Source organism: Pseudomonas sp. 86_A (genome assembly GCF_017491705.1).
Lineage (GTDB): Bacteria > Pseudomonadota > Gammaproteobacteria > Pseudomonadales > Pseudomonadaceae > Aquipseudomonas > Aquipseudomonas koreensis.
Genome location: NZ_JAFGYS010000014.1, coordinates 65,245 through 88,686 on the forward strand (window position 1 = coordinate 65,245; position 23,442 = coordinate 88,686).

Below are 23,442 nucleotides of genomic sequence, written 5' to 3' on the forward strand. Positions count from 1 at the left end.
CCATCACCGCGACCAGCTGACAGGCTTTTTTCGAGGCCGGGGCGCTGTTGAAACCGTGGATATAGAGGATCGAACCGGACATTTGAGCTCCCTGAGTGTCGGCGAAAGATAGCGGAGTTTACAGGGAGTCGAGCAGCGATGGGCCATGCAAATGATGCCCATGCTGCCCCCCTGTAGGAGCTGCCGCAGGCTGCGATCTTTTGATCCTTTAAAGCAAAGTCAAAAGATCACAGCCAGCGGCAGCTCCTACAGGGATATATCAGTAGCCGTTGGAGCCGTAATCGACCGTGAACTCGAAGTCGGTGACACGCTCGACGCCGGTTTCCAGCCGTCCATCGGGCAACAGCCGCAACCAGCGATACCCCGGCGGCTGTTCGCCAACCTTGAAGTCTTCACTGTTTGGCTCGAACTGAATGCAGGTCGACGGTGAAGCCATCAGCCGCACGCCGTTGCGCTCGCGGTCGATTTCCTGATGCACATGCCCCCATAACACCGCACGGGCCTGTGGGAAACGGTCCAGCACTTCGAAGAACGCTTCGGGATTGCGCAAACCGATCGGCTCCGCCCAGGCACACCCCACCGGCACCGGATGATGGTGGAAACACACCAGATGATGGCGTTCCGGCGCTTCGCTCAGCGAGCGCGCCAGCAGTTGCAGTTGATCATCCTGCAGGTAACCGGGCACAGAACCCGGCACCGCCGAGTCGAGCAAGGTCACGCGCCAGTTGCCGACATCGACCACTGACTCCAGCAACGCACTTTGCACCGCGGCCTGCGCCATGATCTGCGGCTCATCGTGATTGCCGGGAATCCAGCGCGCCGGCGCATCGATCTGCGCGGTCATCTGGCGAAACTGTTGATACGACTCCAGCGTGCCGTCCTGGGAAATATCCCCGGTGGCCAGAATCAGGTCGATCCGCGGTTGCTGCCTGAGCACCTGTTCGATGACCTTCTGCAGGCTCTCGCGGGTGTTCATGCCCAGCAGCGTGCCATCCGCCTCGGCGAACAGATGACTGTCGGATAACTGCACCAGCAACGCCGGATCGGCGGTGGTCAATGCGGATACGCTCGGCAAGGCGTTCTCCCAGGGCAAAAGCACGGAATCGGTTGAGTGCCGCAATTATGCTGGGGGATGGCGCAAAGAGGAAACCGACGAACCGGACGCAGTTCACAACTAGCGAACGACTTCGTACTCGTGCCCCAGGGCCAGACAATGGCTCAGCCATTCCCCCAGGAACAGATTGAGCTGGGCCTTTTCATCCGGCTGATGCATCGCGGCGTTCGGGTAAGGATAGATGCCGCGAAAGCGTCGTGCATGTTCGGCGCTGATCACCTCAGCCATGCGCGCGTCGTGATAGACCTGCACCTCCAGTTGCGGCACCGGCAGCCAGGGCAGGCTGTGTTCCTGGCGCACCTGCAACGTCGTGGTGTACGGACAGGTCTGCAGCACTTCGAGGGCCAGCACGCCGAGCATCTGCTCGCCCTGGGTCACGGCGATGCGCCGCGCCTGCGGGTCGTTGCGCATGTCCGGCACCAGTCGCATCAGGCGCGCGTAGTTGGCCTCGCAGGCAGCTTGCAGCCCCGCCAGGTCAACTCGATAACGATCGCGCAGCTTGTTTACGACCATAACCCCCTCACTTCGGCGCGGTTGAGCGCCAGCCATTGCAAGGCGATGATGCTCGCCGCGTTGGCAATGCGTCCGTCACGGACGGCCTGCAAGGCATCTTCAAAGGCCCAGACCGTGACGCGGATATCTTCTGCCTCTTCCTCCAGCCCATGCAGGCCGCCTACGCCTTCTGTACTGCAACGCCCCAGAAACAAATGCACGTATTCGTTGCTGCCACCCGGCGACGGGAAATATTGGGTCATCGGCCACAGGGCCTTGATGTCCAGCCCAGCTTCCTCCTGCGCCTCGCGGTGAGCAACCTCTTCCGGCACTTCTTCCTTGTCGATCAGACCAGCGACCAGTTCCACCAGCCACGGGTTGTCGGTCTTGCCCATGGCGCCGACGCGAAACTGCTCGATCAGCACCACTTCGTCGCGCTGCGGATCGTAAGGCAACAAGCACACCGCGTCGTGACGCACGAAGACTTCACGGTTGATCTCGCGGCTCATGCCGCCAGCGAACAGTTCATGGCGCAGGTGCAAACGGTCGAGTTTGTAGAAGCCCTCGTAGCAGCGCTCGCGCTTTACGACATCGACGGTGGCCGGAGTGGCGTTGGCAAAATCAGTCATGAACATCCTCTTTACGGTAAATCCGATACGAGGCTGCTGGTGGTGACTGGCAACCTCGACTTCGCGCCATCCTAACGCGCCCGAGATGATTGATGCAGCCCCTTTACCGTCAGCGGGATGGACGGTGGAGGCGAAACCCACTCTAATTAGCTTAGTGGCGAACTGACTGCTTCGGCGAGAGTCGAAGCGGATAACTTTTCGCCTTCCCCTGTTTCAGAAAGGACGCCCATGTCGCTTTTCAAAATTGCCTCCGTGGCCGCCATCGCCCTGACCCTGGGCGCCTGCGCCAACCTGTTCCAGCCTAACTACCGCGCGCCGCTGGAAACCACCCGCGACGCATCGGAAACCCTGAAACCCGGCTGTTCCAACCCGGACTGCCCGCTGGTAAACATCGACACTCTGCACTTTCCGGCCGAGCCTGCACTGGACGGCATTATCGAAAAACGCCTGCTGCAAATGACCCGCACCGAGGCGAACGCGCCGGTAGCGCCAACCCTGGCAGCCTATCGTGATCAGTTTCTGCGCAACGCCGGCCCGCGCAACAGCAGCTATTTGCAGGCCAAAGTACGCGAGCAGCATGACGGCTTGGTGATTGTCGAGCTGTCGAGCTACCTCGACACCGGCGGTGCGCATGGCACCCCGGGTCGCGGTTTCATCAACTACTCGCGCCAGCAGCATAAAGTGCTGAGCCTGTCGGACATGTTGCTGCCAGGTCAGGAAGAGGCGTTCTGGAAAGCGGCGCAAGTCGCGCACAACAGCTGGCTGATCAGCACCAAGCTGGATCAGGAAGCCGAGTTCGTGAAGAACTGGCCGTTCGTGAAAACCCCGAATGTGGCGCTGACCTACGGTGGCGTGATCCTCAAGTACGACGTGAGCACCATCGCGCCTTACGCGCTGGGCCACGTCGAACTGAAGATCCCTTACCCGCGCCTGAACGGCGTGGTCAAACCCGAGCTGTTTCCGGGCCGTAACTGAAGGCTCGACCGAGCACCAGCTGCAACAGCCCTGCCAGCACCAGTGCCGGCAGGGTCGCACCGACATCCGGATACAGATTCGCCAGCAAGTGGTAAGTGCTGATCCCGCCCAGCCACGCCAACAGCGCCGGCCAGCGCAATGCGGCTGACGCGACCTGAGCGCTGCGCTTGCGCAGGATGAAGTGATCCACCAGCACCACGCCGAACAGCGGCGCGAATACCGAGCCGATCAACAACAGGAAATTCTGGTACTGCGCCAATGGCGCCAGCAGCGCAATCAGCGTGCAGATCACGCCGATGGCCAGCGCCAGATGCTCGACTTTCATGCGCAACAGAATCCCGCTGGATACCGCCGCCGAGTGAATGTCGGCGAAGGCGTTTTCCGATTCATCGAGAAGAATCAGCAACAGCGGAATCCCCAGGCCGGCACCGGCCAACGCCAACAGCAATGCATTGACCTCACCGCTCGGCGCAAACGCCAGGGTGTAGGCCACGCCGAGGCTCATCAACCAGAAATTGCCGATGAAAAAACCGATCGCCGTGCCACCGAACACGTTCTTCGCGCGCTTGCCGAATCGCGAATAATCGGCGATCAGCGGCAGCCACGACAGCGGCATCGCGATGGCAATGTCGAAGCCCACGGCGAACGGCATCGAACCATCACCGGCACGCGCCCAGAGCGCCGCCAGATCGGCCTTGGCGAACAGGTTCCAGGTCAGCCAGATGCACGCGGCCAATATCAGCCAGATGCCCCATTTGCGCAGGATCTTGCGCACGAACGTCAGCGGACCGCTGACCGCGAGCAGGGTTGCCAGCGCACCGAAGCACAAGGTCCAAAGCATCGGGCTGGCCCACAGCGAACCTTCGCTGAACGCGCGGGTGCCGAGCAGACTGGCGGCGTCGCGCATGACGATGATTTCAAACGAGCCCCAACCGATCAGTTGCAGCAGGTTGAGCAGCGCCGGCAGGCTCGCGCCTTTGCTGCCGAGGCTGAGTTTGAGCGCGGCCATCGACGACAGGCCGGTGTCGCTGCCGATCACACCAACCGCCGCCAGCAACAGCACGCCGACCAGGGTGCCGAGGAAAATCGCCAGCAACGAACCCGACAGGCCCAGGCCCGGTGCCAGCAGCGCACCGGTCTGCAATACCATCAGGCCGATGCCGAGGGAGAACCACAGGGAAAACAGATCGCGACCGCCGAACACCCGCTTGTCGGCGGGTACGGCGAGCTCGGGGGAATAGGTGCTGGGTTGAATGCTCAAGGGTGTTATCTCAGAGGGACATTTGTTTTGTGTGTGATCGCACACCATTCCTGTGGCGAGGGAGCTTGCTCCCGCTGGTCTGCGCAGCAGACCCAAAACCGATCAACCCGTTCTTTCAATCAGAACGCGCTGGCCGGATTTACGACTGCTTCGCAGCCGGGCGGGAGCAAGCTCCCTCGCCACAGAGGCTCCGGTCATCCCGGAGCCTTTCAGGTCAGATCAAACCTTCTTGTACAGCTGACTGCCTTCCTTCTTGAACCGCTCGGCCTGTTCCGCCAGGCCTTGGGCGACGTCCACGTCGACCGCGTCGATCCGCTGGTTGGCCGCGTATTCGCGGACTTCCTGGGTGATCTTCATCGAGCAGAATTTCGGCCCGCACATCGAGCAGAAGTGCGCGACCTTGGCCGAATCCTTCGGCAGGGTTTCATCGTGATACGAACGGGCGGTGTCCGGGTCCAGACCGAGGTTGAACTGGTCTTCCCAACGGAATTCGAACCGCGCCTTGCTCAAGGCGTTGTCACGAATCTGCGCGCCCGGATGGCCCTTCGCAAGGTCTGCTGCGTGGGCAGCAATCTTGTAAGTGATGATCCCGGTCTTCACGTCATCCTTGTTCGGCAGGCCCAGGTGTTCCTTCGGCGTCACGTAGCAGAGCATCGCGCAACCGAACCAGCCGATCATCGCCGCACCGATACCCGAGGTGATGTGGTCGTAACCCGGCGCGATGTCCGTGGTCAGCGGGCCGAGGGTGTAGAACGGCGCCTCGTCGCAGCACTCCAGCTGCTTGTCCATGTTCTCTTTGATCAACTGCATCGGCACGTGGCCCGGGCCTTCGATCATGCACTGCACGTCGTGTTTCCAGGCGATCTTGGTCAGCTCGCCGAGGGTTTCCAGTTCGCCGAATTGCGCTTCGTCGTTGGCGTCGGCAATCGAGCCCGGACGCAGGCCGTCGCCCAGCGAGAAGCTGACGTCGTAGGCCTTCATGATTTCGCAGATTTCGTCGAAGTGGGTGTAGAGGAAGTTCTCTTTGTGGTGCGCCAGGCACCACTTGGCCATGATCGAACCGCCACGGGAGACGATGCCGGTCACGCGCTTGGCGGTCAGCGGCACGTAGCGCAACAGCACACCGGCGTGGATGGTGAAGTAGTCGACGCCCTGCTCGGCCTGCTCGATCAGCGTGTCGCGGAACAGCTCCCAGGTCAGGTCTTCAGCGACGCCATTGACCTTTTCCAGCGCCTGGTAGATCGGCACGGTACCGATCGGCACTGGCGAGTTGCGGATGATCCACTCGCGGGTTTCGTGGATGTGTTTGCCGGTGGACAAGTCCATCACGGTGTCCGAACCCCAGCGAATGCCCCACGTCAGTTTCGCCACTTCTTCTTCGATGGACGAACCCAGTGCGCTGTTGCCGATGTTGCCGTTGATCTTCACCAGGAAGTTGCGGCCGATGATCATCGGTTCCAGTTCGACGTGGTTGATGTTGGCCGGGATGATCGCGCGACCACGGGCGATTTCTTCGCGGACGAATTCCGGGGTGATTTCTTTCGGGATGCTCGCGCCGAAGCTGTGGCCGGCGTGTTGCTGGTTCAACAGGCCAGCGGCTCGGGCCTCTTGCAGCTTCATGTTTTCGCGGATGGCGACGTATTCCATCTCGGCGGTGATGATGCCTTTGCGCGCGTAATGCATCTGGCTGACGTTGGCCCCGGCCTTGGCGCGGCGCGGGTTGTTGACGTGGGCAAAACGCAGTTTGGTCAGTTCTGGGTCGGCGAGGCGTTCCTGGCCGAAGTTGGAACTCAGGCCTGGCAGACGCTCGGTGTCGCCACGGTCGTCGATCCACGCCGAACGCACATCGCCCAGGCCTTTGCGCACGTCGATCACCACGTTCGGATCGGTGTACGGGCCCGAGGTGTCGTAGACAGTCACCGGCGCGTTGATTTCGCCGCCGAAGTCGGTCGGCGTCACATCGAGGGTGATTTCGCGCATCGGCACGCGGATGTCCGGGCGCGAGCCCTGAACGTAGACTTTTTGCGAACGGGTGAACGGCTGAACCGACTGCTCATCGACCTTGGCCGAGTCACTCAGGTTGATCGCGTTTTTTGCTTTTGTAGTCATCACGGGCTCTCCAGACAGCATCCAGGCAGTGGATTGTCGGAGCAGAACCTGAAAGGCACGGACGCACCAGGACTGGTGCTGTGCATCGTCGTCGAGCGTTCGATTGTCGAACAATTTCCCGGACGAAGCACAAGAGGACTCGCCGGGTGACGAGAAATCTTGTTCCCTACGCAGGCGCTAACCTGATCAGGTTCAACGGGATCCGAAATTATTCGATCTCAGCCTCATAGCAAGGCACCCCGACAAGAACCCGGCCAGTCTAGACACAACCGGCAAAGAACGCCAACACCGCGGCAAACACCATGGTGAATGGCGCAATTAGCGGGACTTGCAGGATTGTTGCCGCACGATTGCGCAACTACACTCGCTGTGCCCTGCGCGCCTTGACGCTACCGGGGCCGCGCCGTAGCCTTGGCGCGCACATTATTTTCGTAATATTTCTTGCTAGGGATCGCCTCATGCTGCGCAAACTTTCACTGGCTCTTGCCGTGTCTTGTGCGTCCAACGCAATGGCCTGGGCAGCAGAAGCGCCCTTGTCGACCAAAACCGATCTGGTCAGCGTCTATCAGGAAGCGGTCGACAACAACGCCGATCTGGCCGCTGCCCGCGCCCAGTACGGCGCACAGAAAGAAGTCGTGCCTCAGGCCCGCGCAGGGTTGCTGCCCAACCTCTCCGGCGGCGCTGAAGTCGCGGATGTGCGCACCTCCATCGACCAGCCTTCAGCCATTGCCAATCGCAGCGCGCATTCCTATCAGGCGACCCTGGCCCAGCCATTGTTCCGCGCTGACCGCTGGTTCCAGTACCAGGCGGCCAAGGACGTCAACGAGCAGGCGGCGCTGCAACTGTCGGCCACCGAACAGAACCTGATCCTGCAATCGGCCGAAAGCTATTTCAACGTACTGCGCAGTCAGGACAACCTGGCCTCGACCAAGGCTGAAGAAGCCGCGTTCAAACGTCAGCTCGACCAGTCCAACGAACGCTTCGATGTCGGCCTGTCGGACAAGACCGACGTGCTGCAATCGCAAGCCAGCTACGACACCGCGCGCGCCAACCGCATCGTTGCGCAGCGTCAGGTCGATGATGCGTTCGAAGCGCTGATCACCCTGACCAACCGCCAGTACAACTCGATTCAGGGCATCGTCCACACGCTGCCGATCCTGCCGCCGGTGCCAAACGATGCCAAGGCCTGGGTCGACACCGCGGGCAAACAGAACCTCAATCTGCTGGCGAGCAACTATGCGGTCAGCTCCGCCGAACAGACCCTCAAGCAGCGCAAGGCCGGCCACTTGCCGACCCTCGATGCCGTGGCCAAATACGAAAAGGGTGACAACGATGCCCTCGGCTTCGCCAACCCGAATGCCTTCGGTACTCCGTACGGTGGCAACGTCGAACAAAGCACGCTGGCCCTGCAACTGAACATTCCGATCTACAGCGGCGGGCTGACCAGTTCGCAAGTGCGTCAGTCGTATGCGCAACTGGATCAGAGCGAGCAACAGCGCGAATCCCTGCGCCGACAAGTGGTGGAAAACACCCGCAACCTGCACCGCGCGGTCAACACCGATGTCGAGCAGGTGCAGGCGCGCCGCCAGTCGATCATCTCCAACCAGAGCGCAGTGGAAGCCACGGAAATCGGCTATCAGGTCGGTACGCGCAACATCGTCGATGTGCTCGACGCCCAGCGTCAGCTGTACACCTCGGTGCGCAACTACAACAATACCCGTTACGACTACATCCTCGACAACCTGCGTTTGAAGCAGGCGGCGGGCACGTTGAACCCGGGTGACTTGCAGGACCTGACGCGTTATCTGAAAGCCGACTACAACCCGGACAAGGACTTCCTGCCGCCGGATCTGGCCAAGGCTGCGGAAGCACAGCTCAAGGCGCGTCCGTAAACAGCAAACAAGATACCTGTGGCGAGGGAGCTTGCTCCCGCTCGGCTGCGCAGCAGTCGTAAATCTGGCAACTCGATGTATCAGGGCTTGGGGCAGCTGCGCTGCCCAACGGGAGCAAGCTCCCTCGCCACAGGGGTTGAGTGCAAATCAGCGAATCAACTTGCCCAGCCCATCCAGCAAACGCTGCAACGCCCCCTGATTGCGGCGCATCACCGCCAGCCCGGCCTCGGCCATGCGCTGGGCATCACGCGGCAATTCGAACAGCCGCTGCACTTCCACCGCCAAGCCTTCGGCATCATCCACTTCAGCCAGCGCACCGGCTTCGCGCAACTGCGCGGCGATGTCGAGGAAGTTGAACAGGTGTGGGCCGCTCAGCACCGGTTTTGCCAGGGCCGCAGGCTCGAGCAGATTGTGCCCGCCGTTCGGCACCAGGCTACCGCCGACAAAGGCGCTGTCCGCCAAGGCATAGAGAAACAGCAACTCACCCATGGTGTCGCCGAGCAGCACCGAGGTATTGGCCTCAACGTTGGCACCGGTTGAACGGCGCACAGTGGCAAAGCCTTCACGCTGGCACAGTTCGAACACCGCGTTGAAACGCTCGGGATGACGCGGCACCAGAATCAACAGCGCATTCGGGTAGTTCGCCAGCAGGCGACGATGGGCGTCGAGCACCACTTCGTCCTCACCCTCGTGGGTGCTGGCGGCGATCCACACCGGGCGCTCCAGGGCCTGCCACTGACCGCGCAGCTCATTGGCACGTTGCAACAGTTGCGGGTCGATGGTCAGGTCAAACTTGATCGAGCCAGTGACCTCGACCGTCTCCGCACGTGCGCCCAGATCGCGAAAGCGCCGGGCTTCGGCCTCGGTCTGCACCGCGAACAAACTCATTTCGGCGAGCATCGGCGTGGTCAGTTTGCGCAAGCGTCCATAACCCCGGGCCGAACGTTCGGACAGTCGGCCGTTGGCCAGCGCCACCGGAATCCCGCGTTTGGCGCACTGGTGAATGTGGTTGGGCCACAGTTCGGTTTCCATGATCACCGCAAGCTTGGGCTGCGCCCGATCAAGGAAACGCGCCGCCGCACACGGCAAGTCGTAGGGCAGATAACAATGCTGGATGCGCGGCTCCCCGGCGAACAACGCCTGAATCCGCTCCGAACCGGTCGGGGTCATGCAGGTCACGGTGATCGGCAGCTGTGGATAACGTTGCAGCAAGGCGCGGATCATCGGCGCGGCGGCGATGCTTTCGCCCACCGACACCGCGTGCACCCAGATGCCGCCGGGTTGCAATGACGGCATCGCGTAGGAGAAGCGCTCGCCAATCCGCTTGGCATACGCCGGGGCCTTGCGCGAGCGCAGCCACAGCCGAATCGCCACCAATGGCAGCCCCAGGTAAAACAGCGCGGTGTAGAGAGTTCTATTCATGGCGGCGGAGTTTATCGACTTTTGTCGCCAATCGCCCGCAAGTGCACGGCAAAACGTTCGGCCAGCCAGCGCGCGGCAGGCCCCAACGGCTCATCCCGGCGCCAGACCAGCTCCACCACCAGCGCTGGCGGCGTCCATTCGCTGTCCAGTTCAACCATCAGGCCCTGATAGGCCGAGTACTGCACCACATGCCGGGGCAGCCACGCCCAGCCTAAATCTCGCACCAGCCATTCGGCCATCACGTAGAAACTGTCGGCGCGCCACACCTGCGGGCTGGCCGGTTCGTTGCCTGGATAAACGCTGGTCTGCGTCGACATCAACAGTTGCCGATGTTGCGCCAGTTGCTGGCAGGTGACGTAGGACTGCTTCGCCAGCGGATGATTGATCCCGCAGACCGTGACCATTTCCACCCGGCCCAAGACCCGGCGTTCCAGCGCTTCGGGGATTTCATCGTGATAGAACAGCAGGCCCAGATCGGCGCGGCGTTCGACCAGTTTGCGCGCCACTTCGCCCTGGGCGGCGCTGGTCAGTTGCACTTCGAGGCTGGGAAATTGCTCGGCCAGGGCGTCGAAGCTTTCCACCAGCGCCTGATACGGCATCGCTTCATCCTGGGCCACGCGCAACTGCGCTTCCTCGCCGCGCATCATCGCCATCGCCCGACCGTTCAGGCGCTCACATTGACGCAGCACTTCCCGGGCTTCTTCGAGCAGTGCCTCTCCCGCTTCGGTAAGCCTGGGTGAGCGACCGCTGCTACGCTCGAACAGACTGACGCCCAGATCATCCTCCAGCAGGGCAATCGCGCTGCTGATCGCCGACTGCGCCTTGCGCTGCTGGCGGGCCACGGCGGAAAACGAGCGTTGTTCGGCGACGCCGACGAAAGCGCGCAGTTGTTCCAGGTTCCACTGGGTATTCATGGTCTAACCCATCTTTAAAACAGATAGGTAATGACTTTACCCCATCTGACGAATCACTAGAATGCCGCCTCAGCAAGCAACGTTTTACATTGAGGATTTGAACCATGAACGCCTACGCCTACCTGGCCATTGCCATCTGCGCCGAAGTGATCGCCACCGTGTCGATGAAAGCCGTCAAAGGCTTGAGCACGCCACTGCCATTGGTGTTGGTCATCGTCGGCTACGCGATTGCGTTCTGGATGTTGACCCTGGTGGTGCGCACCGTACCGGTGGGTGTGGCCTACGCCGTTTGGGCGGGCATGGGCATCGTGATGGTCAGCGTCGCGGCGCTGTTCATTTATGGACAGAAACTGGATGTGCCGGCGATGCTCGGCATGGCGCTGATCGTGCTCGGCGTGGTCGTCATCCAGCTGTTCTCGAAAACCGCCGGCCACTGAAGAAAAAGATCGCAGCCTGCGGCAGCTCCTACATTGGAATGCAACCCCCTGTAGGAGCTGCCCCAGGCTGCGATCTTTTTTCGCATCTGAGCTCCGATCCCCGAGTCTGTATACTGCGCCCTCGTCTTGAACACTGAGGTCGCTGCATGCCATCCGTTATTTCCACCGACGTTCTGATTGTCGGCGCTGGTGTCGCCGGCCTCTGGCTGAACGCGCGTCTGCGCCGTCAGGGTTTTTCGACCGTGCTGGTGGAAAGCGCCAGCCTCGGCGGCGGGCAGAGTGTGAAGTCCCAGGGCATCATCCACGGTGGCGCCAAATACGCACTGCATGGCGCGCTGACCGGCGCCTCGGAAGCCATCGCCGACATGCCGCGCCGCTGGCGCGAAGCGCTGGCCGGCAACGGTGAGCTGGACCTGTCCGGCGTACGCCTGTTGTCCGAAGCCCATTACCTGTGGTCACCGGGCACCCTGGCCGGCAATCTCACCAGTTTCTTCGCCAGCAAAGCCGTGCGCGGCCGGGTCGATCAGGTCAAGGGCGATCAACTGCCGCCCGCGCTGCAAGACAAGCGCTTCAAAGGCAAGGTCTATCGCCTGGCGGAACTGGTGGTCGACGTGCCGAGCCTGATCCAGCGCCTGGCCGACCTGGCCGGTGACGGTCTGCTCGCCGGGCAAACCATCGAGCCACTGCTGGAAGCGGGTGTGCTGGTCGGCCTGAAAGTCGACGGCCGCGAGATTCGTGCGCAACGCATCGTGCTCAGCGCTGGCGCCGGTACCGCGCAGTTGCTGGAGGATCTGGGGCTGAGCCAACCGGCGATGCAACGTCGGCCGCTGCACATGATCATCGCCAAAGGCCCGGGCCTGAAGCCGCTGTACGCACACTGCCTGGGCGGCGGTACCAAACCGCGCATCACCGTGACCACGCACCCGGCCGCCGATGGCCAGTGGGTCTGGTACCTGGGTGGCGACATTGCCGAAAGCGAAGGCGTGAACCGCGAGCCCGCCGAACAGATTGCCACGGCACAAAAAGAAATCGCGCAACTGTTGCCGTGGATTGATCTCAGCACCACGCAGTGGGCGACCTTGCGGGTGGATCGCGCCGAACCCCTGCAAACCGGGCTGACCCGTCCGGATAACGCCTTCCTCGCCGAGCAGGGTCGCCTGCTGGTGGGCTGGCCGACCAAACTCGCACTGGCGCCAGACTTCGCTGATCGCGTCATCGCCTCACTGGAGCGCGACGGCATTCAACCGCAAGCCGCCGAGCCATTGCCGGCGCTGCCGAAACCACCGATGGGCGTACCGGCCTGGGAGCAACTGTTGCCATGAGCGTCGCAACCCTGCACGAACTGCATCGCCCACTGGGCAGCACCGGCCTGATGGTATCCCCGCTGGGCCTGGGCACGGTCAAGCTCGGCCGCGACCAGGGCGTGAAATACCCCAATGGTTTTCAGATCCCTGACGATGACGCCGCACGCATGTTGCTCAAGCAGTCGCAGGGGCTGGGCATCAACCTGATCGACACCGCGCCGGCCTATGGCCGCAGCGAAGAACGCCTCGGCCCGTTGCTGCGCGGCCAGCGCAATGACTGGGTAATCGTCAGCAAGGTCGGTGAAGAGTTTGCCGACGGCGTGTCGCGCCATGACTTCAGCGCCGCGCATACGCGGATGTCGGTCGAGCGCAGTCTGCAACGTCTTGAAACCGATTTTATCGACCTGGTGCTGGTGCACTCCGACGGCAACGACCTGGCGATCCTTGAGCACGAGGAGGTCTACGCCACCCTCGCCGCGCTCAAGGCCGAGGGCAAGATTCGCGGCTTCGGTTTCTCCGGAAAAACCGTCGAAGGCGGGCTCAAGGCGCTGGAGCAAGGTGACTGCGCGATGGTCACCTACAATCTGAACGAACAGAACGAGAAGGCAGTCATTGACTATGCTGCTGCCCACGGCAAAGCCATCCTGGTGAAAAAGGCCCTGGCCAGCGGCCATGTGTGCCTGAGTCCCGGCGTGGACCCGGTGCGCGCCAGCTTCGAGTTGTTGTTCCAACAGCCCGGCGTTGCCAGTGCTATTGTCGGGACGATCAATCCGCTGCACCTCGCCCATAACGTTGCGACCGTTGCCCAGGTCCTTCGTGGTCACTGACGCCGCCCCGCGGCCTTAAGCAGGAGCCGACATGCCGCGCACGCTCATCAGAAAGAACCCGAGCAACTTCAAGACCCTGCCGCTGTTCGTCGAAGCCACGCCCGAAGGCCTGACGTATCAGAGCGTCGGCATGCCGCTGAACTTCGCCCAGACCTTGCAGCGCCGCAAACCGGTGAGCGTGGCGGATGCCGAGCGTTTCGCGCTGGAACTGGCCAACCTCGGGGTCTCGGTGCGCCTGACCCTGCATTGGCAGAATCGCGACTATTGGGTGCTGGTGCGCCAGCGGCGGCAAGACCGCGGTGACGTGGTGCTCAAGCTGATTTCCGGTTACGTGCCGGCCCATGAGCTGAACATCCCATTGCACACCGCGATCCAGGAGATTGCCGAAGAGTGCCTGCTGGAAACCCCGGAAGGCTGGCTCGGCGGGCGTTTCAACGACACCTGGCTGCCGGCGCCCTACTCCTCCGCCCTGCATTATCGCGAGGCGCTGCCGTTTCGCCTGACGCCGCTGTCCGGCTCGGCGCGACCGGTGCGTTGCGCCAACCTGCAATTGCTCGAGCGGCCACAGGCCTATGTGCATTTGCCCACCGCGTCGCTGCAACTGATCTACGACCTGCGCCTGGAAGTGCCCAAGGAAGCCAAATCGCTGAGTCTGTTTCATGTCGATGAGCGGCTGGAGGGTGATCAACTGGTCGCCCGTCTGGACCGCAAACGCCCGGATCTTTACCTGATGCCGCTGCAGGATGGCGAGCCGCTGGCCGAGCTCTATACCTTGAAGAAAGGCCAGCTGTATCCGGCAGGCACGCGCGGCTTGTACCTGGCCGAAAGCTTTGCCAAACAGGATGGCTGGCTGGTGCGCGAGGAGCGGATTCGCTGGAAGGACTGGCTGCGCCAGCAAGGCCTGACGCCGCCGGAGAAATCCACTGGATTGGCGCGATTGCGCGGTAAAGCCAAGCAGTTGCTGAAGAAGATCGTACCGCGCAAGGCAGTCTAAAGGCCTCAGCAAAACTTGTGGCGAGGGGATTTTTCCCCTCGCCACAATGACACGTCCTCAGGACTTGCGGATTTTCTCCACAATCGCCGTCGTCGAGCTGTTTTCCACCAGCCCCAGCACTTTCACCGTGCCGCCATAGGCCTTGACGATGTCCGCGCCGACCACTTGGTCGATGCCGTAGTCACCACCCTTGACCAGCACGTCCGGCTTGACCTCGCGCAACAGGTTTTCCGGGGTGCCTTCCGGGAAGCTGATCACCCAGTCCACCGCACCGAGGCCGGCGAGGACCGCCATGCGGCGGTCGACACTGTTGATCGGACGGCCCGGCCCTTTCAGGCGGCTGACGGAGGCGTCATCGTTGATCGCCACGATCAGACGGTCGCCCTGGGCGCGTGCCTGCTCGAGGTAGGTCACGTGGCCGGCATGCAGAATGTCGAAGCAACCGTTGGTGAAGACGATGCGCTCGTTGTGCGCGCGAGCATCGGCGACTGCCAGCACCAGTTGTTCGAGCCCCAGCACGCCACGTTCCGAGCCTTCTTCGCGCTGGATCGCGCGGCGCAGTTCCGGCGCGCTGATCGCGGCGGTACCGAGCTTGCCGACCACGATGCCGGCAGCGAGGTTGGCCAGCGCCACGGCGTGCGGCAGTTCTTCACCGGCAGCAATGGCCGCCGCCAGCGTGGAAATTACCGTGTCGCCGGCACCGGTCACGTCGAACACTTCACGGGCGCGGGCCGGCAGGTGCAGCGCCGGATGCTCCGGACGCAGCAGGGTCATGCCGTGTTCGCCACGGGTCACCAGCAGCGCGCCGAGCTCAAGATCGTGCATCAGGGCGGCGCCCTTGCTCACCAGCTCGTGTTCATCGGCGCAACCGCCCACGATGGCTTCGAATTCGCTGAGGTTCGGCGTGATCAGACTGGCGCCACGGTAGATCGAAAAATCCTTGCCTTTGGGATCGGCCAGCACCGGAATGCCTTTGGCCCGGGCGGCCTGAATCAACGCCTGATGGTTCTTCAACGCGCCTTTGCCGTAGTCGGACAGCACCAGCACCTTGATGCCTTCCAGCAGATCATCGACCTGCGAGGCCAGGGCCAGGGCATCGGTGGCGAACGGTTCTTCAAAGTCGATACGCAGCAATTGCTGGTGCCGGCTCATGACCCGCAGCTTGACGATGGTCGGCTGATGCGCAATGCGCTGGAACAGTGCACGCACGCCCGCGCCCTTGAGACTGTTGCTCAGGCTGTCGGCGGCTTCGTCGTCACCGGTCACACCGACCAGCGACGCCGGCGCACCCAGCGCGGCAATGTTCAAGGCAACGTTGGCAGCACCGCCCGGGCGGTCTTCGATTTGCTCGACTTTTACGACCGGAACCGGTGCCTCAGGGGAAATCCGTGAGGTTCCACCATGCCAGTAACGGTCGAGCATGACATCGCCGACCACCAAGACTGGGGCTTGATCGAATCGCGGCATGGACAACTTCATGGAGCAACCCACATACAAAATGAACAGGGGCGCGATATTAACACAGGGTTGGCGCAGGCTTGAGTGCAGCCTGCAACAGGATGAAACAGCTACGTATTTTGCTTATTTTTTGAGCACCAGCGCCGCCAGTTGTCCACAGGCATCGGACAATTCCACGTCCTCGGTATCGATCTGCCACTCGGCGGCCAGGGGGGCCTCATACGGACTGTCCACCCCCGTGAAGTGTTTGATTCGTCCTTCCCGTACCGCTTGATACAAGCCTTTCGGATCGCGGCGGGCGCAGACCTGGAGCGAAGTACTGACGTGCACTTCAATGAATTCGCCCTGCGCAAACAAGCTGCGCGCAGCGTCGCGTTCGGCGCGGAATGGTGAGATGGCCGCGACGATCACAATCAGTCCGGCCTCGACCATCAGCCGCGCCACCTCCGCCATGCGCCGGGTGTTTTCCCGACGACAGACGTCGCTCATGCCCAGGTCCCGACACAGGCCGTTACGCACGTTGTCGCCATCAAGCAGGAAGGTGTGCAGGCCCGACTCATGCAAGTGCAGTTCGAGCGCATTGGCCAAAGTCGACTTGCCAGCCCCGGAGAAACCGGTCAGCCACAGACAACATGGCCGCTGCCCCTTGAGCGCTGCCCGGGCCTGATGCGAGAGCGCCAGGCCGTACGGTCGAATGCCCAGCGCCTGCATTGCCAGAGACAAAGACTCATTCATAACCGAGCATCTCGTAATCACGCTGGTAAACCCGGCGCACCAATCGCCGCGTGCGCACTGAACAGAACTCACGCGCCGGCAGCGCTTGCCGCTCGCGGGAGCTGTTGACGTGCGGCAACTGGCTGTCCAGCCCCAAGTGCTCGCAGACCAGGGCAAAATCTCGTGCCAGGTGCTCCTGATACCCCACAAAGTCCAGCGCCAGATGCCCCAGCGAATCGGTGAGAAAGTCGGTCTGCGCGGCAAAGTGCAATTGCCGGGCGATTGTGTCCGGGTGCAGCCAACGTGACACGAAATCGTCGAAATCCCGGTACTGCCGCACCATGCGCTGCGCCGCGTGGTCACGCGTGCTCAACTCGTTGCCACGCAAAAAGGCATAGGCCGAATAGGCGCGCTCCAGCGGATCGCGGACAAAAGCGAACTTGAAGGCGTTCGCGAACTGCTCGGGAAACTGCTCTTCGTACCAATACAGCGGCAGATGCCCGGGACGCCAGCCGTCGAACATCGCCGTGCAGATGCTGCTGCCAGCGCACTTGGGAACATGAATGAACAGGCAGGAGCGCTGCTGGAAGGCGCGGGGAAACCTCAGGTTGGCCGACATCGATTTGTTCACCACCTGACGATCGACCACCGACAGGCGTCCGAGCAGAAAGGCCCGCTGCGGCTTGGGCAGCAGTTTCCAGAGATAGCGTTGCAGCATGGAAGTACCCGCGCGACGGGGATGGCCCCCTCGATGGAAGTCAGAGTTCGTTGCGGAACCTTAACAAGCGCGGTGCCGGGATTTATTCCGGTTTGGTCAAGAAGCGTAAAGGTCTGGATACAAACAACTGTGGGAGCGCGCCCGCTCGCGGTAACGTGCGCACATTCGACAGAGATGTCGTCTGCTGCAGCGCTTTCGCAAGCGGGCTCGCTCCCACAGGGTATGGCTTTGGAATCAGGCGATGTCTTCGGTCGGTGCGTCCAGGCCCATGGCGTTCAAGCGCGCGTAATAGCCGTTTTGCGCGAGCAATTCGCCGTGAGTGCCACGCTCGACGATCCGGCCCTGATCCATCACCAGGATCAGGTCGGCCTTCTCGATGGTCGACAGGCGGTGAGCGATGACCAGCGTGGTGCGGCCCTTCATCACTTGATCCAGTGCCGCCTGAATGTGCCGCTCGGATTCGGTGTCGAGCGCCGAGGTGGCCTCGTCGAGAATCAGCAGCGGCGCATTCTTGAGCAGCGCTCGGGCAATCGCCAGGCGCTGGCGCTGGCCGCCGGACAGCAATACGCCGTTTTCGCCAACCTGGGTGTCCAGGCCTTGCGGCAACTGCGAAATGAAGTCCATCGCGTAGGCATCACGCGCCGCTTTCTCGATGTCTTCACGCGGCGCACCGGCCAGATCGCCATAAGCGATGTTGTTGGCCACGGTGTCGCTGAACAGGGTGACATGCTGGGTCACCTGGGCGATGTGACGGCGCAGGTTGAGCAGTTTGTACTGCTCGATTTCCACGTCGTCGATGAGGATTTCACCCTTGTCGTGGTGATAGAAGCGCGGAATCAGGTTGGCCAGCGTCGACTTGCCGCTGCCCGAACGTCCCACCAGCGCTACCATCTGCCCTGGCTGGACCGAGAAGCTGATGTCGTCGAGCACCTGACGTTCGGTGCCCGGATAGGTGAAGCTCAGGTTGCGCACGTCCAGACGACCGGTCACCGCGTCGCGTTCGACCGTACCGGTATCGACTTCAGGTTCGACGTCCAGTTGCTCGAAGATACTCTCGGCACCGGCCACGCCTTTCTGGATGGTCGAGCTGACTTCGGACAATTGGCGGATCGGCTTGGGCAGCAGGCCCGCCAGGGTGATGTAGGCGACCATGTCACCGGCCGAGGCGTCACCGCGCAGGAACAACACCAGGAACATCAACACCGCCATGGCGGTGTAGATCACCAGTTGCAGCATTGGCGTGTAGATCGCACCGGTGCGGGTCATGCGCAGTTGTTTGTCGGTATTGCTCTGGCTGGCGTTGAGGAAACGTTGTTCTTCGTAAGCCTCGCCACCGAAGCTGCGAACGACGCGATAACCCTGGATGGTTTCCGAGGCCACATGGGTGACGTCGCCCATCGCCAGCTGGATTTTCTTGCTCTGCTTGCGGAATTTCTTGCTCGCGGTGCGCACCATCACGGCGATCAGCGGCAGGATCGCAACCATCACCAGCGTCAGCTTCCAGTTCATGAACAACAGCGACGCGAACAGGAAGATCACCGTCATGCCTTCACGGATTACGACCTTGATCGCATCTGTTGCCGCCCCCGTGACCATGGTCACGTTGAAGGTGATACGCGAAATCAGATGGCCGGAGTTATGCTTGTCGAAGTAGCGGTTGGGCAGGACCAGCAGGTTGTTGAACAACTGCACCCGCAGGTCATGCACCAGGCCCAGGGAAACCTTGGCCAGAAAATAGTTGCCCAGATAGGAACCCAGCCCCTGCCACGCGGCGATCAGGATGATCAGCAGCGGCACGGCCTGCAGCAGTTGCAGGTCACGCAGGTACGGTACAGAAGGAAACAGCACCGCTTCAGGATTGGACAGGCCATCGACAAAGTACTTGAGGATGTAGCCGAGCATCGGCTGCGTCGAGGCGAAAATCAGAAAGCCGACGATGCTGATCAGGAACAGACTGATGTACGGCCGGACGTAACCGAGCAGACGGAAGTAGATTTTCAAGCTCGAAGGGCTTGCGGCGGGACTGGAGTCGGTCATATCACGCGAAAGTCGATAAAAAGGACGCTGACTTTAGCACAGCTTCTTCAGGGTTCTGGCAATCGACGAAAGGCTGTTATTGTTAGGCATCTTTTTCTGCATCAAATAGCCATCACTCGAATGGTCGATCAACTTCAGGAATGAATCCCACAGCATGCAACTTCGCGGCTTCAGCAGTACGTCCAATCGGATTTTCGATTTCATTAGCCTGTGGATACTTCCCACGGGTTACTTCTTGCTCCTGTGCGCGCTGTTCTTTTTGCCGGGTCGAAGCCTGCATCACAAGCTGTTCTACGGACTGTTCAGCATTCCGACGCTGATCGCGCTGTGCCTGCGCCCGCGCGAGCTCAAGGAACTGCTGCGCGAACCGATCTTCGTCGCCGTCCTGCTGTTTGCTTGCTGGGCATTGCTCAGCATCGCCTGGGGACCGGCCGGGGAGTCTTTCGGCGGCATGCTCAAGCCGCCGCTGCATACCTTGCTGCTGTTTGCCGGCTGCTACCTGCTGGTGCGCTACCGCAGCGATATCCTTCAGCCCTTGCTGTTTGGCGCAGCGCTGGTCGCCCTGATTGCCACCACGATTTTCCTGTTCATGTTCGCGCGGATTTATGAGCCGGGAATGCGCCTGATAGGCGGCGGCGCCTTCGATAATCCGCTGCTCAGTTCGCACCTGTTCGGGTTCTTCAGTGCCTACTGGCTGAGCGTGACCATGACCTGCAAGCGCCGCCAGATGATGTGGCTCAGCGTGCCGGCGATGGCCATCATGTTCATGGCAGTGATCGGCACCGGCTCCAGAACGCCGCTGGTAGCACTGACCATGGCAGCGCTGTGGCTGTGTTTCATCTGCTGGAACCGGCGCTCGGTGGGGCTATTGATCGCACTGTTCCTCAGCGGTGCAGCCGTCATTATCCTGTTTGGCCAGATGATCACCGAGCGTGGTGACTCCTACCGGTTGGAAATCTGGCAGAAAGTGCTGCACATGATTGCTGATCATCCCTGGATCGGTCATGGCTACAGCGCCAGCCTTGCCGTCGACCCCGGCAACGGTGTCAGCTTTCAGGAGCCGCACAGTTTTGCCCTGGGTGTCCTGTATTACGTTGGCATCATTGGTTTTCTGCCCTGGTTGTTTTTCATTGGAAGGAGCCTGCTGAGCAGTTGGCGTCAACGTGTGCAGCCCCTGCTGATCATTGCCTCGACCTTGCTGGTATTCGGTATCGGTGCCGGTCTGACTGAAGGCGGCGGGATCATTTCGCGGCCCAAGGAGCACTGGTTCCTGCTGTGGATCCCGCTGGCGCTGATCGCGGCGCTGAGCATCAATCAACGCGCGCGGCGCCTGTTGACCCTGCCGGTGCAAAAGCTGGCAGTTGCGGACCTGGAACACATGAGCCGCGCAGCTCAGGTCATCGAAGAGGATGGCCTGGGCCCGAAAGTCCTGCGCCTGAGCGATGGCAGCTTCCTCAAACTGTTCCGCCGACGCCGCTGGTACACCTCCGGCAATTTCAATCCCTACTCCGAACGCTTCGCGGTGAACAGCGAACAACTGCGTCAGATGGGCATTCCCACACCGCAAGTACTGAACCTGTACCGTCTCGACGATGGCAGCAGTGCTGTGCATTACGCGCCGTTGCCAGGCCACACGCTGCGTCAGGTGCTGCAGAGCATTACGGCTCCGGCGGTGCGTCAGGCGCTGGTGGAGCGTTTCGGCAAATTCATGGCGCAGTTGCACGAGAAAGGTGTGTATTTCCGCTCATTGCACCTGGGCAACGTGCTGGTCCTGGAAGATGGCGAGTTCGGGCTGATTGATCTGGCCGACCTGCGCATCTACCCTACCCCGCTCAGTCTTTCGCTGCGCCAACGCAATTTGCGTCATATGCAACGTTACACTGTCGACAAGCGCTGGTTGTTCGAGGATCACCTCGATGCGTTGCTCCAGGGGTACGCCATGACGGCGTCTAAATCCGCGGTTGAAAATCTGCACAGGCAAGTGCTGGCCGGCAACACTCCGGCCCGAGTTCAGTGATGACCGAAACCAATCCTATATTTGCGCTGGCCGCCTATCTGCTGGCCATCGTCACCTCCGCGCTGCTGTTGCGCGCGGTACCGAAAATCGCCCGGCACCTGCAGCATTCCGGCGAAAGCCGTTATGCCAGCATCGACGGCCTGCGCGGTTACCTCGCGTTCGGCGTATTCGTGCACCACTCGATCATTACCTGGATCTTCTTGCGCACCGGGGTGATTGACTTCCCCCCGAGCAATTTCTATTCGATGCTGGGTCAGGGCAGTGTTGCGCTGTTCTTCATGATCACCGGGTTCCTGTTCTGGAGCCGCCTGCTCGCGCAAGGACGCAACCACGACTGGCTGGCGTTCGGCGTTTCACGGGTATTTCGCCTGTATCCGCTGTACCTGCCGCTGATGCTGCTGGTATTCGTGTCGGTCTTCCACCTGCAGAACTGGCAACTGAAAGAGCCGGGCCTGGAACTGTTCAAGCAGGTTCTTGCCTGGCTGACGTTCGACCGACCGGACATCAACCAGTACCGCCACTCGGGCATGCTGATATCCAACGTCACGTGGACGCTGGCTTATGAGGTGTTTTTCTACCTGGCGCTGCCACTGGCCGGGCTGGTGTTCATCTACCGCGGCAGCTGGTTGCAAGTGGTGCTGTGTCTGATCGGCATCTACGCGCTGTATCAGGTCATCGGTTGGGAACACTCGCTGAAGAAACACTTTCTGGCGAGTTTTCTCGGCGGCATCGCCGCCGCGTACTGGATTCGCCGTCCTGCGCTCGTAGCCTGGAGTCAGTCGCGCCTGGCAAGCATCATCGCCGTGCTCGCGCTGGTGATTGCATTCACCGCGTTCAATCGGGCGTTCAAGACTGCGCCGCTGTTCTTGCTGACGCTGTTTTTCGTCATCGTGGCGTCCGGCAACAACCTGTTCGGTGCGCTGAAGCCGCGGAGCATTCGCTGGCTCGGCGAGATCAGCTACAGCACCTACCTGCTGCATGGGTTCGTCTTGTGGATGATGGTCCAGCGTCTGCCGCTGCTGCTGAATATCGATGCGCGGGAAACGTCGGTGTACCTGCCACTGGTGGCCGTCTGCACGTGTTTGCTGATTCTGATCAGCAGCGCGACCTTCCTCTATATCGAGCAACCGGGCATGGCGGCCGGCAAGAAGGTTGTGCACTGGTTGCGCCAGCGCCAGAAGGGTGAAAAGCGCCTGCCGGAGAAAGTCGCTCGCTGAGTGCGAGCGACTGTCGCCTCAGTCCTTTTCCAGCGGGGAAAAGAGCAAACGCCCCAAGCCGCGCCAGGTCTTCTTGTTCCAGGCCTTGAACGGAATCTGCGCCAGCAGCTCGCGCGCCAGCTTGCGATTGCGGTTGGCGGTCTTGAGGAACATCGAGTTCAGCGCCTTGAAGCGCACCTCGTCGTACAGCGGATGATCGCTGAACAGCGCATAGGTGCGCAGGATGTTCTCGATCATGAAGCGGTGGTTCTTGTACGAGTTGGTGGCGTGCTTGCGGTAGCGCGCCATCACCACGCTCAGGCCATCGATGAAGTAACCGGCGCGGGTCACCTTCAGCTCGATATACAGGTCTTCAAGACGAATCGTCGGATCGAACCCACCCACCTTTTCCAGTGCCTCACGACGGATCATCAGGGTCGGCGCCGGGGGGTAGGGCTTGCGCTCAAGAAACATGTCATCGAAATCGAGGCGACGGAACGGTACGTCGCGGCGCTGACGCTTCTCCGGGTAGAGGCTGCCATCGGCGTGCATCAGCTCGATATTCCCGGCGCAGATGCCGACCTCGGGCTTGCCATCCATGTACGCCACCTGAGTGGCGATACGGTCCGGGTACATGATGTCGTCGGAACCGAACGGCACGATCAGGCTGCCCTTCGAACGGGCGATGGCGCCGTTGAGCGTGTTGGTCAGGCCCTGATTCTGCTGCACACGAAAATCGAACCCGTACTGCGCCTGCAGCGCGCTGATGCGCTCGACGCTGTCGTCCTTCGAACCGTCATCGACCACCAGCAGCTCGATGTTCTTGTAGCTCTGGTTGAGGACGCTGAGGATGCTTTCCTCGATGTACGGGCCATGGTTGTACGAGGCGATGATGACGGTGACGAGGGCGTTTGCTTCGCTCATGGCGTGTT

General features: G+C 61.4%; 21 protein-coding genes and 1 riboswitch. Of the genes, 8 read left to right on the top strand and 13 right to left on the bottom strand.

What is annotated here, in order from left to right:
• From J5M57_RS21330 to J5M57_RS21345, 4 genes are all read right to left on the bottom strand, one after another.
• Positions 1-82: YqiA/YcfP family alpha/beta fold hydrolase (locus tag J5M57_RS21330; protein WP_279381920.1), on the bottom strand; the 82-nt coding region annotated here is incomplete at its 3' end.
• A 177-nt stretch (positions 83-259) separates the two neighbouring features.
• Positions 260-1,075, bottom strand: coding sequence for a 3',5'-cyclic-AMP phosphodiesterase (gene cpdA, locus J5M57_RS21335; RefSeq protein WP_064585681.1), 816 nt, complete (start codon positions 1,073-1,075; stop codon positions 260-262).
• Between the two features lie 99 nt (positions 1,076-1,174).
• The gene (locus tag J5M57_RS21340; RefSeq protein ID WP_169842546.1) at positions 1,175-1,627 is read right to left on the bottom strand and encodes a DUF1249 domain-containing protein; all 453 of its coding nucleotides are present in this window, start codon (positions 1,625-1,627) and stop codon (positions 1,175-1,177) included.
• Positions 1,618-2,235 (bottom strand): NUDIX domain-containing protein, encoded by a 618-nt coding sequence (locus J5M57_RS21345; RefSeq protein WP_064585680.1) that lies wholly within the window; start codon positions 2,233-2,235, stop codon positions 1,618-1,620. The genes J5M57_RS21340 and J5M57_RS21345 overlap by 10 nt, the downstream gene beginning before the upstream one ends.
• 228 nt (positions 2,236-2,463) lie before the next feature.
• Here J5M57_RS21345 and J5M57_RS21350 point away from each other — a divergent pair, with 228 nt between their 5' ends.
• Complete coding sequence (locus J5M57_RS21350; protein ID WP_169842547.1) at positions 2,464-3,210, top strand: RsiV family protein; 747 nt, start codon at positions 2,464-2,466, stop codon at positions 3,208-3,210.
• On the opposite strand, the gene cytX is transcribed toward J5M57_RS21350, so the two are convergent.
• Positions 3,179-4,471 (bottom strand): putative hydroxymethylpyrimidine transporter CytX, encoded by a 1,293-nt coding sequence (gene cytX, locus J5M57_RS21355; protein ID WP_207849133.1) that lies wholly within the window; start codon positions 4,469-4,471, stop codon positions 3,179-3,181. The two genes, J5M57_RS21350 and cytX, sit on opposite strands and share 32 nt — an antisense overlap.
• A gap of 219 nt (positions 4,472-4,690) precedes the next feature.
• Positions 4,691-6,580 carry a phosphomethylpyrimidine synthase ThiC gene (gene thiC, locus J5M57_RS21360; RefSeq protein WP_064585677.1) on the bottom strand — a complete coding sequence of 630 codons (1,890 nt, stop codon included), beginning with the start codon at positions 6,578-6,580 and terminating at the stop codon, positions 4,691-4,693.
• Positions 6,581-6,726: 146 nt separating this feature from the next.
• Positions 6,727-6,832: riboswitch (TPP riboswitch) on the bottom strand.
• Between the two features lie 206 nt (positions 6,833-7,038).
• Here thiC and J5M57_RS21365 point away from each other — a divergent pair.
• Positions 7,039-8,472: a TolC family outer membrane protein gene (locus J5M57_RS21365; protein ID WP_064585676.1), complete on the top strand. Its 1,434-nt coding sequence runs from the start codon at positions 7,039-7,041 to the stop codon at positions 8,470-8,472.
• Positions 8,473-8,619: 147 nt separating this feature from the next.
• On the opposite strand, the gene waaA is transcribed toward J5M57_RS21365, so the two are convergent.
• Complete coding sequence (waaA, locus tag J5M57_RS21370; protein WP_207849134.1) at positions 8,620-9,894, bottom strand: lipid IV(A) 3-deoxy-D-manno-octulosonic acid transferase; 1,275 nt, start codon at positions 9,892-9,894, stop codon at positions 8,620-8,622.
• A gap of 11 nt (positions 9,895-9,905) precedes the next feature.
• Entirely contained in the window at positions 9,906-10,808 is a 903-nt protein-coding gene (locus tag J5M57_RS21375; RefSeq protein ID WP_064585674.1) for a LysR family transcriptional regulator, read from the bottom strand.
• A 104-nt stretch (positions 10,809-10,912) separates the two neighbouring features.
• On the opposite strand from J5M57_RS21375, the gene J5M57_RS21380 reads away from it, so the two are divergent.
• The 4 genes from J5M57_RS21380 (at position 10,913) to J5M57_RS21395 (ending at position 14,370) form a co-directional block, all read left to right on the top strand.
• On the top strand, positions 10,913-11,245 hold the full coding sequence (locus tag J5M57_RS21380) for a multidrug efflux SMR transporter (protein WP_169842550.1): 333 nt from the start codon (positions 10,913-10,915) through the stop codon (positions 11,243-11,245).
• Positions 11,246-11,391: 146 nt separating this feature from the next.
• Positions 11,392-12,567 carry an FAD-dependent oxidoreductase gene (locus J5M57_RS21385; protein ID WP_207849135.1) on the top strand — a complete coding sequence of 392 codons (1,176 nt, stop codon included), beginning with the start codon at positions 11,392-11,394 and terminating at the stop codon, positions 12,565-12,567.
• Positions 12,564-13,376 carry an aldo/keto reductase gene (locus J5M57_RS21390; protein WP_207849136.1) on the top strand — a complete coding sequence of 271 codons (813 nt, stop codon included), beginning with the start codon at positions 12,564-12,566 and terminating at the stop codon, positions 13,374-13,376. Before J5M57_RS21385 ends, J5M57_RS21390 begins: the two co-directional genes overlap by 4 nt.
• A 31-nt stretch (positions 13,377-13,407) precedes the next feature.
• On the top strand, positions 13,408-14,370 hold the full coding sequence (locus tag J5M57_RS21395) for a metal ABC transporter ATPase (RefSeq protein ID WP_169842553.1): 963 nt from the start codon (positions 13,408-13,410) through the stop codon (positions 14,368-14,370).
• A 57-nt stretch (positions 14,371-14,427) separates the two neighbouring features.
• Here the strand turns inward: J5M57_RS21395 and hldE are convergent, their stop codons facing one another.
• The 4 genes from hldE to msbA all read right to left on the bottom strand — a co-directional run bounded on the left by hldE (position 14,428) and on the right by msbA (position 19,297).
• Positions 14,428-15,849, bottom strand: a complete 1,422-nt coding sequence (gene hldE, locus J5M57_RS21400; protein ID WP_064585669.1) for a bifunctional D-glycero-beta-D-manno-heptose-7-phosphate kinase/D-glycero-beta-D-manno-heptose 1-phosphate adenylyltransferase HldE — start codon at positions 15,847-15,849, stop codon at positions 14,428-14,430.
• A 102-nt stretch (positions 15,850-15,951) separates the two neighbouring features.
• Positions 15,952-16,563, bottom strand: coding sequence for an adenylyl-sulfate kinase (gene cysC, locus J5M57_RS21405; protein ID WP_207849137.1), 612 nt, complete (start codon positions 16,561-16,563; stop codon positions 15,952-15,954).
• The gene (locus J5M57_RS21410; protein WP_207849138.1) at positions 16,556-17,260 is read right to left on the bottom strand and encodes a sulfotransferase family 2 domain-containing protein; all 705 of its coding nucleotides are present in this window, start codon (positions 17,258-17,260) and stop codon (positions 16,556-16,558) included. The genes cysC and J5M57_RS21410 overlap by 8 nt, the downstream gene beginning before the upstream one ends.
• A gap of 234 nt (positions 17,261-17,494) precedes the next feature.
• Positions 17,495-19,297 (bottom strand): lipid A export permease/ATP-binding protein MsbA, encoded by a 1,803-nt coding sequence (gene msbA / locus J5M57_RS21415; RefSeq protein WP_083367198.1) that lies wholly within the window; start codon positions 19,295-19,297, stop codon positions 17,495-17,497.
• Positions 19,298-19,451: 154 nt separating this feature from the next.
• On the opposite strand from msbA, the gene J5M57_RS21420 reads away from it, so the two are divergent.
• Both J5M57_RS21420 and J5M57_RS21425 read left to right on the top strand, forming a co-directional pair.
• The gene (locus tag J5M57_RS21420; RefSeq protein ID WP_207849139.1) at positions 19,452-21,314 is read left to right on the top strand and encodes a bifunctional O-antigen ligase/aminoglycoside phosphotransferase family protein; all 1,863 of its coding nucleotides are present in this window, start codon (positions 19,452-19,454) and stop codon (positions 21,312-21,314) included.
• Positions 21,314-22,531, top strand: a complete 1,218-nt coding sequence (locus J5M57_RS21425; RefSeq protein WP_169842557.1) for an acyltransferase — start codon at positions 21,314-21,316, stop codon at positions 22,529-22,531. Before J5M57_RS21420 ends, J5M57_RS21425 begins: the two co-directional genes overlap by 1 nt.
• An 18-nt stretch (positions 22,532-22,549) precedes the next feature.
• On the opposite strand, the gene J5M57_RS21430 is transcribed toward J5M57_RS21425, so the two are convergent.
• Positions 22,550-23,434: a glycosyltransferase gene (locus J5M57_RS21430; protein ID WP_207849204.1), complete on the bottom strand. Its 885-nt coding sequence runs from the start codon at positions 23,432-23,434 to the stop codon at positions 22,550-22,552.
• Positions 23,435-23,442: the final 8 nt, after the last annotated feature.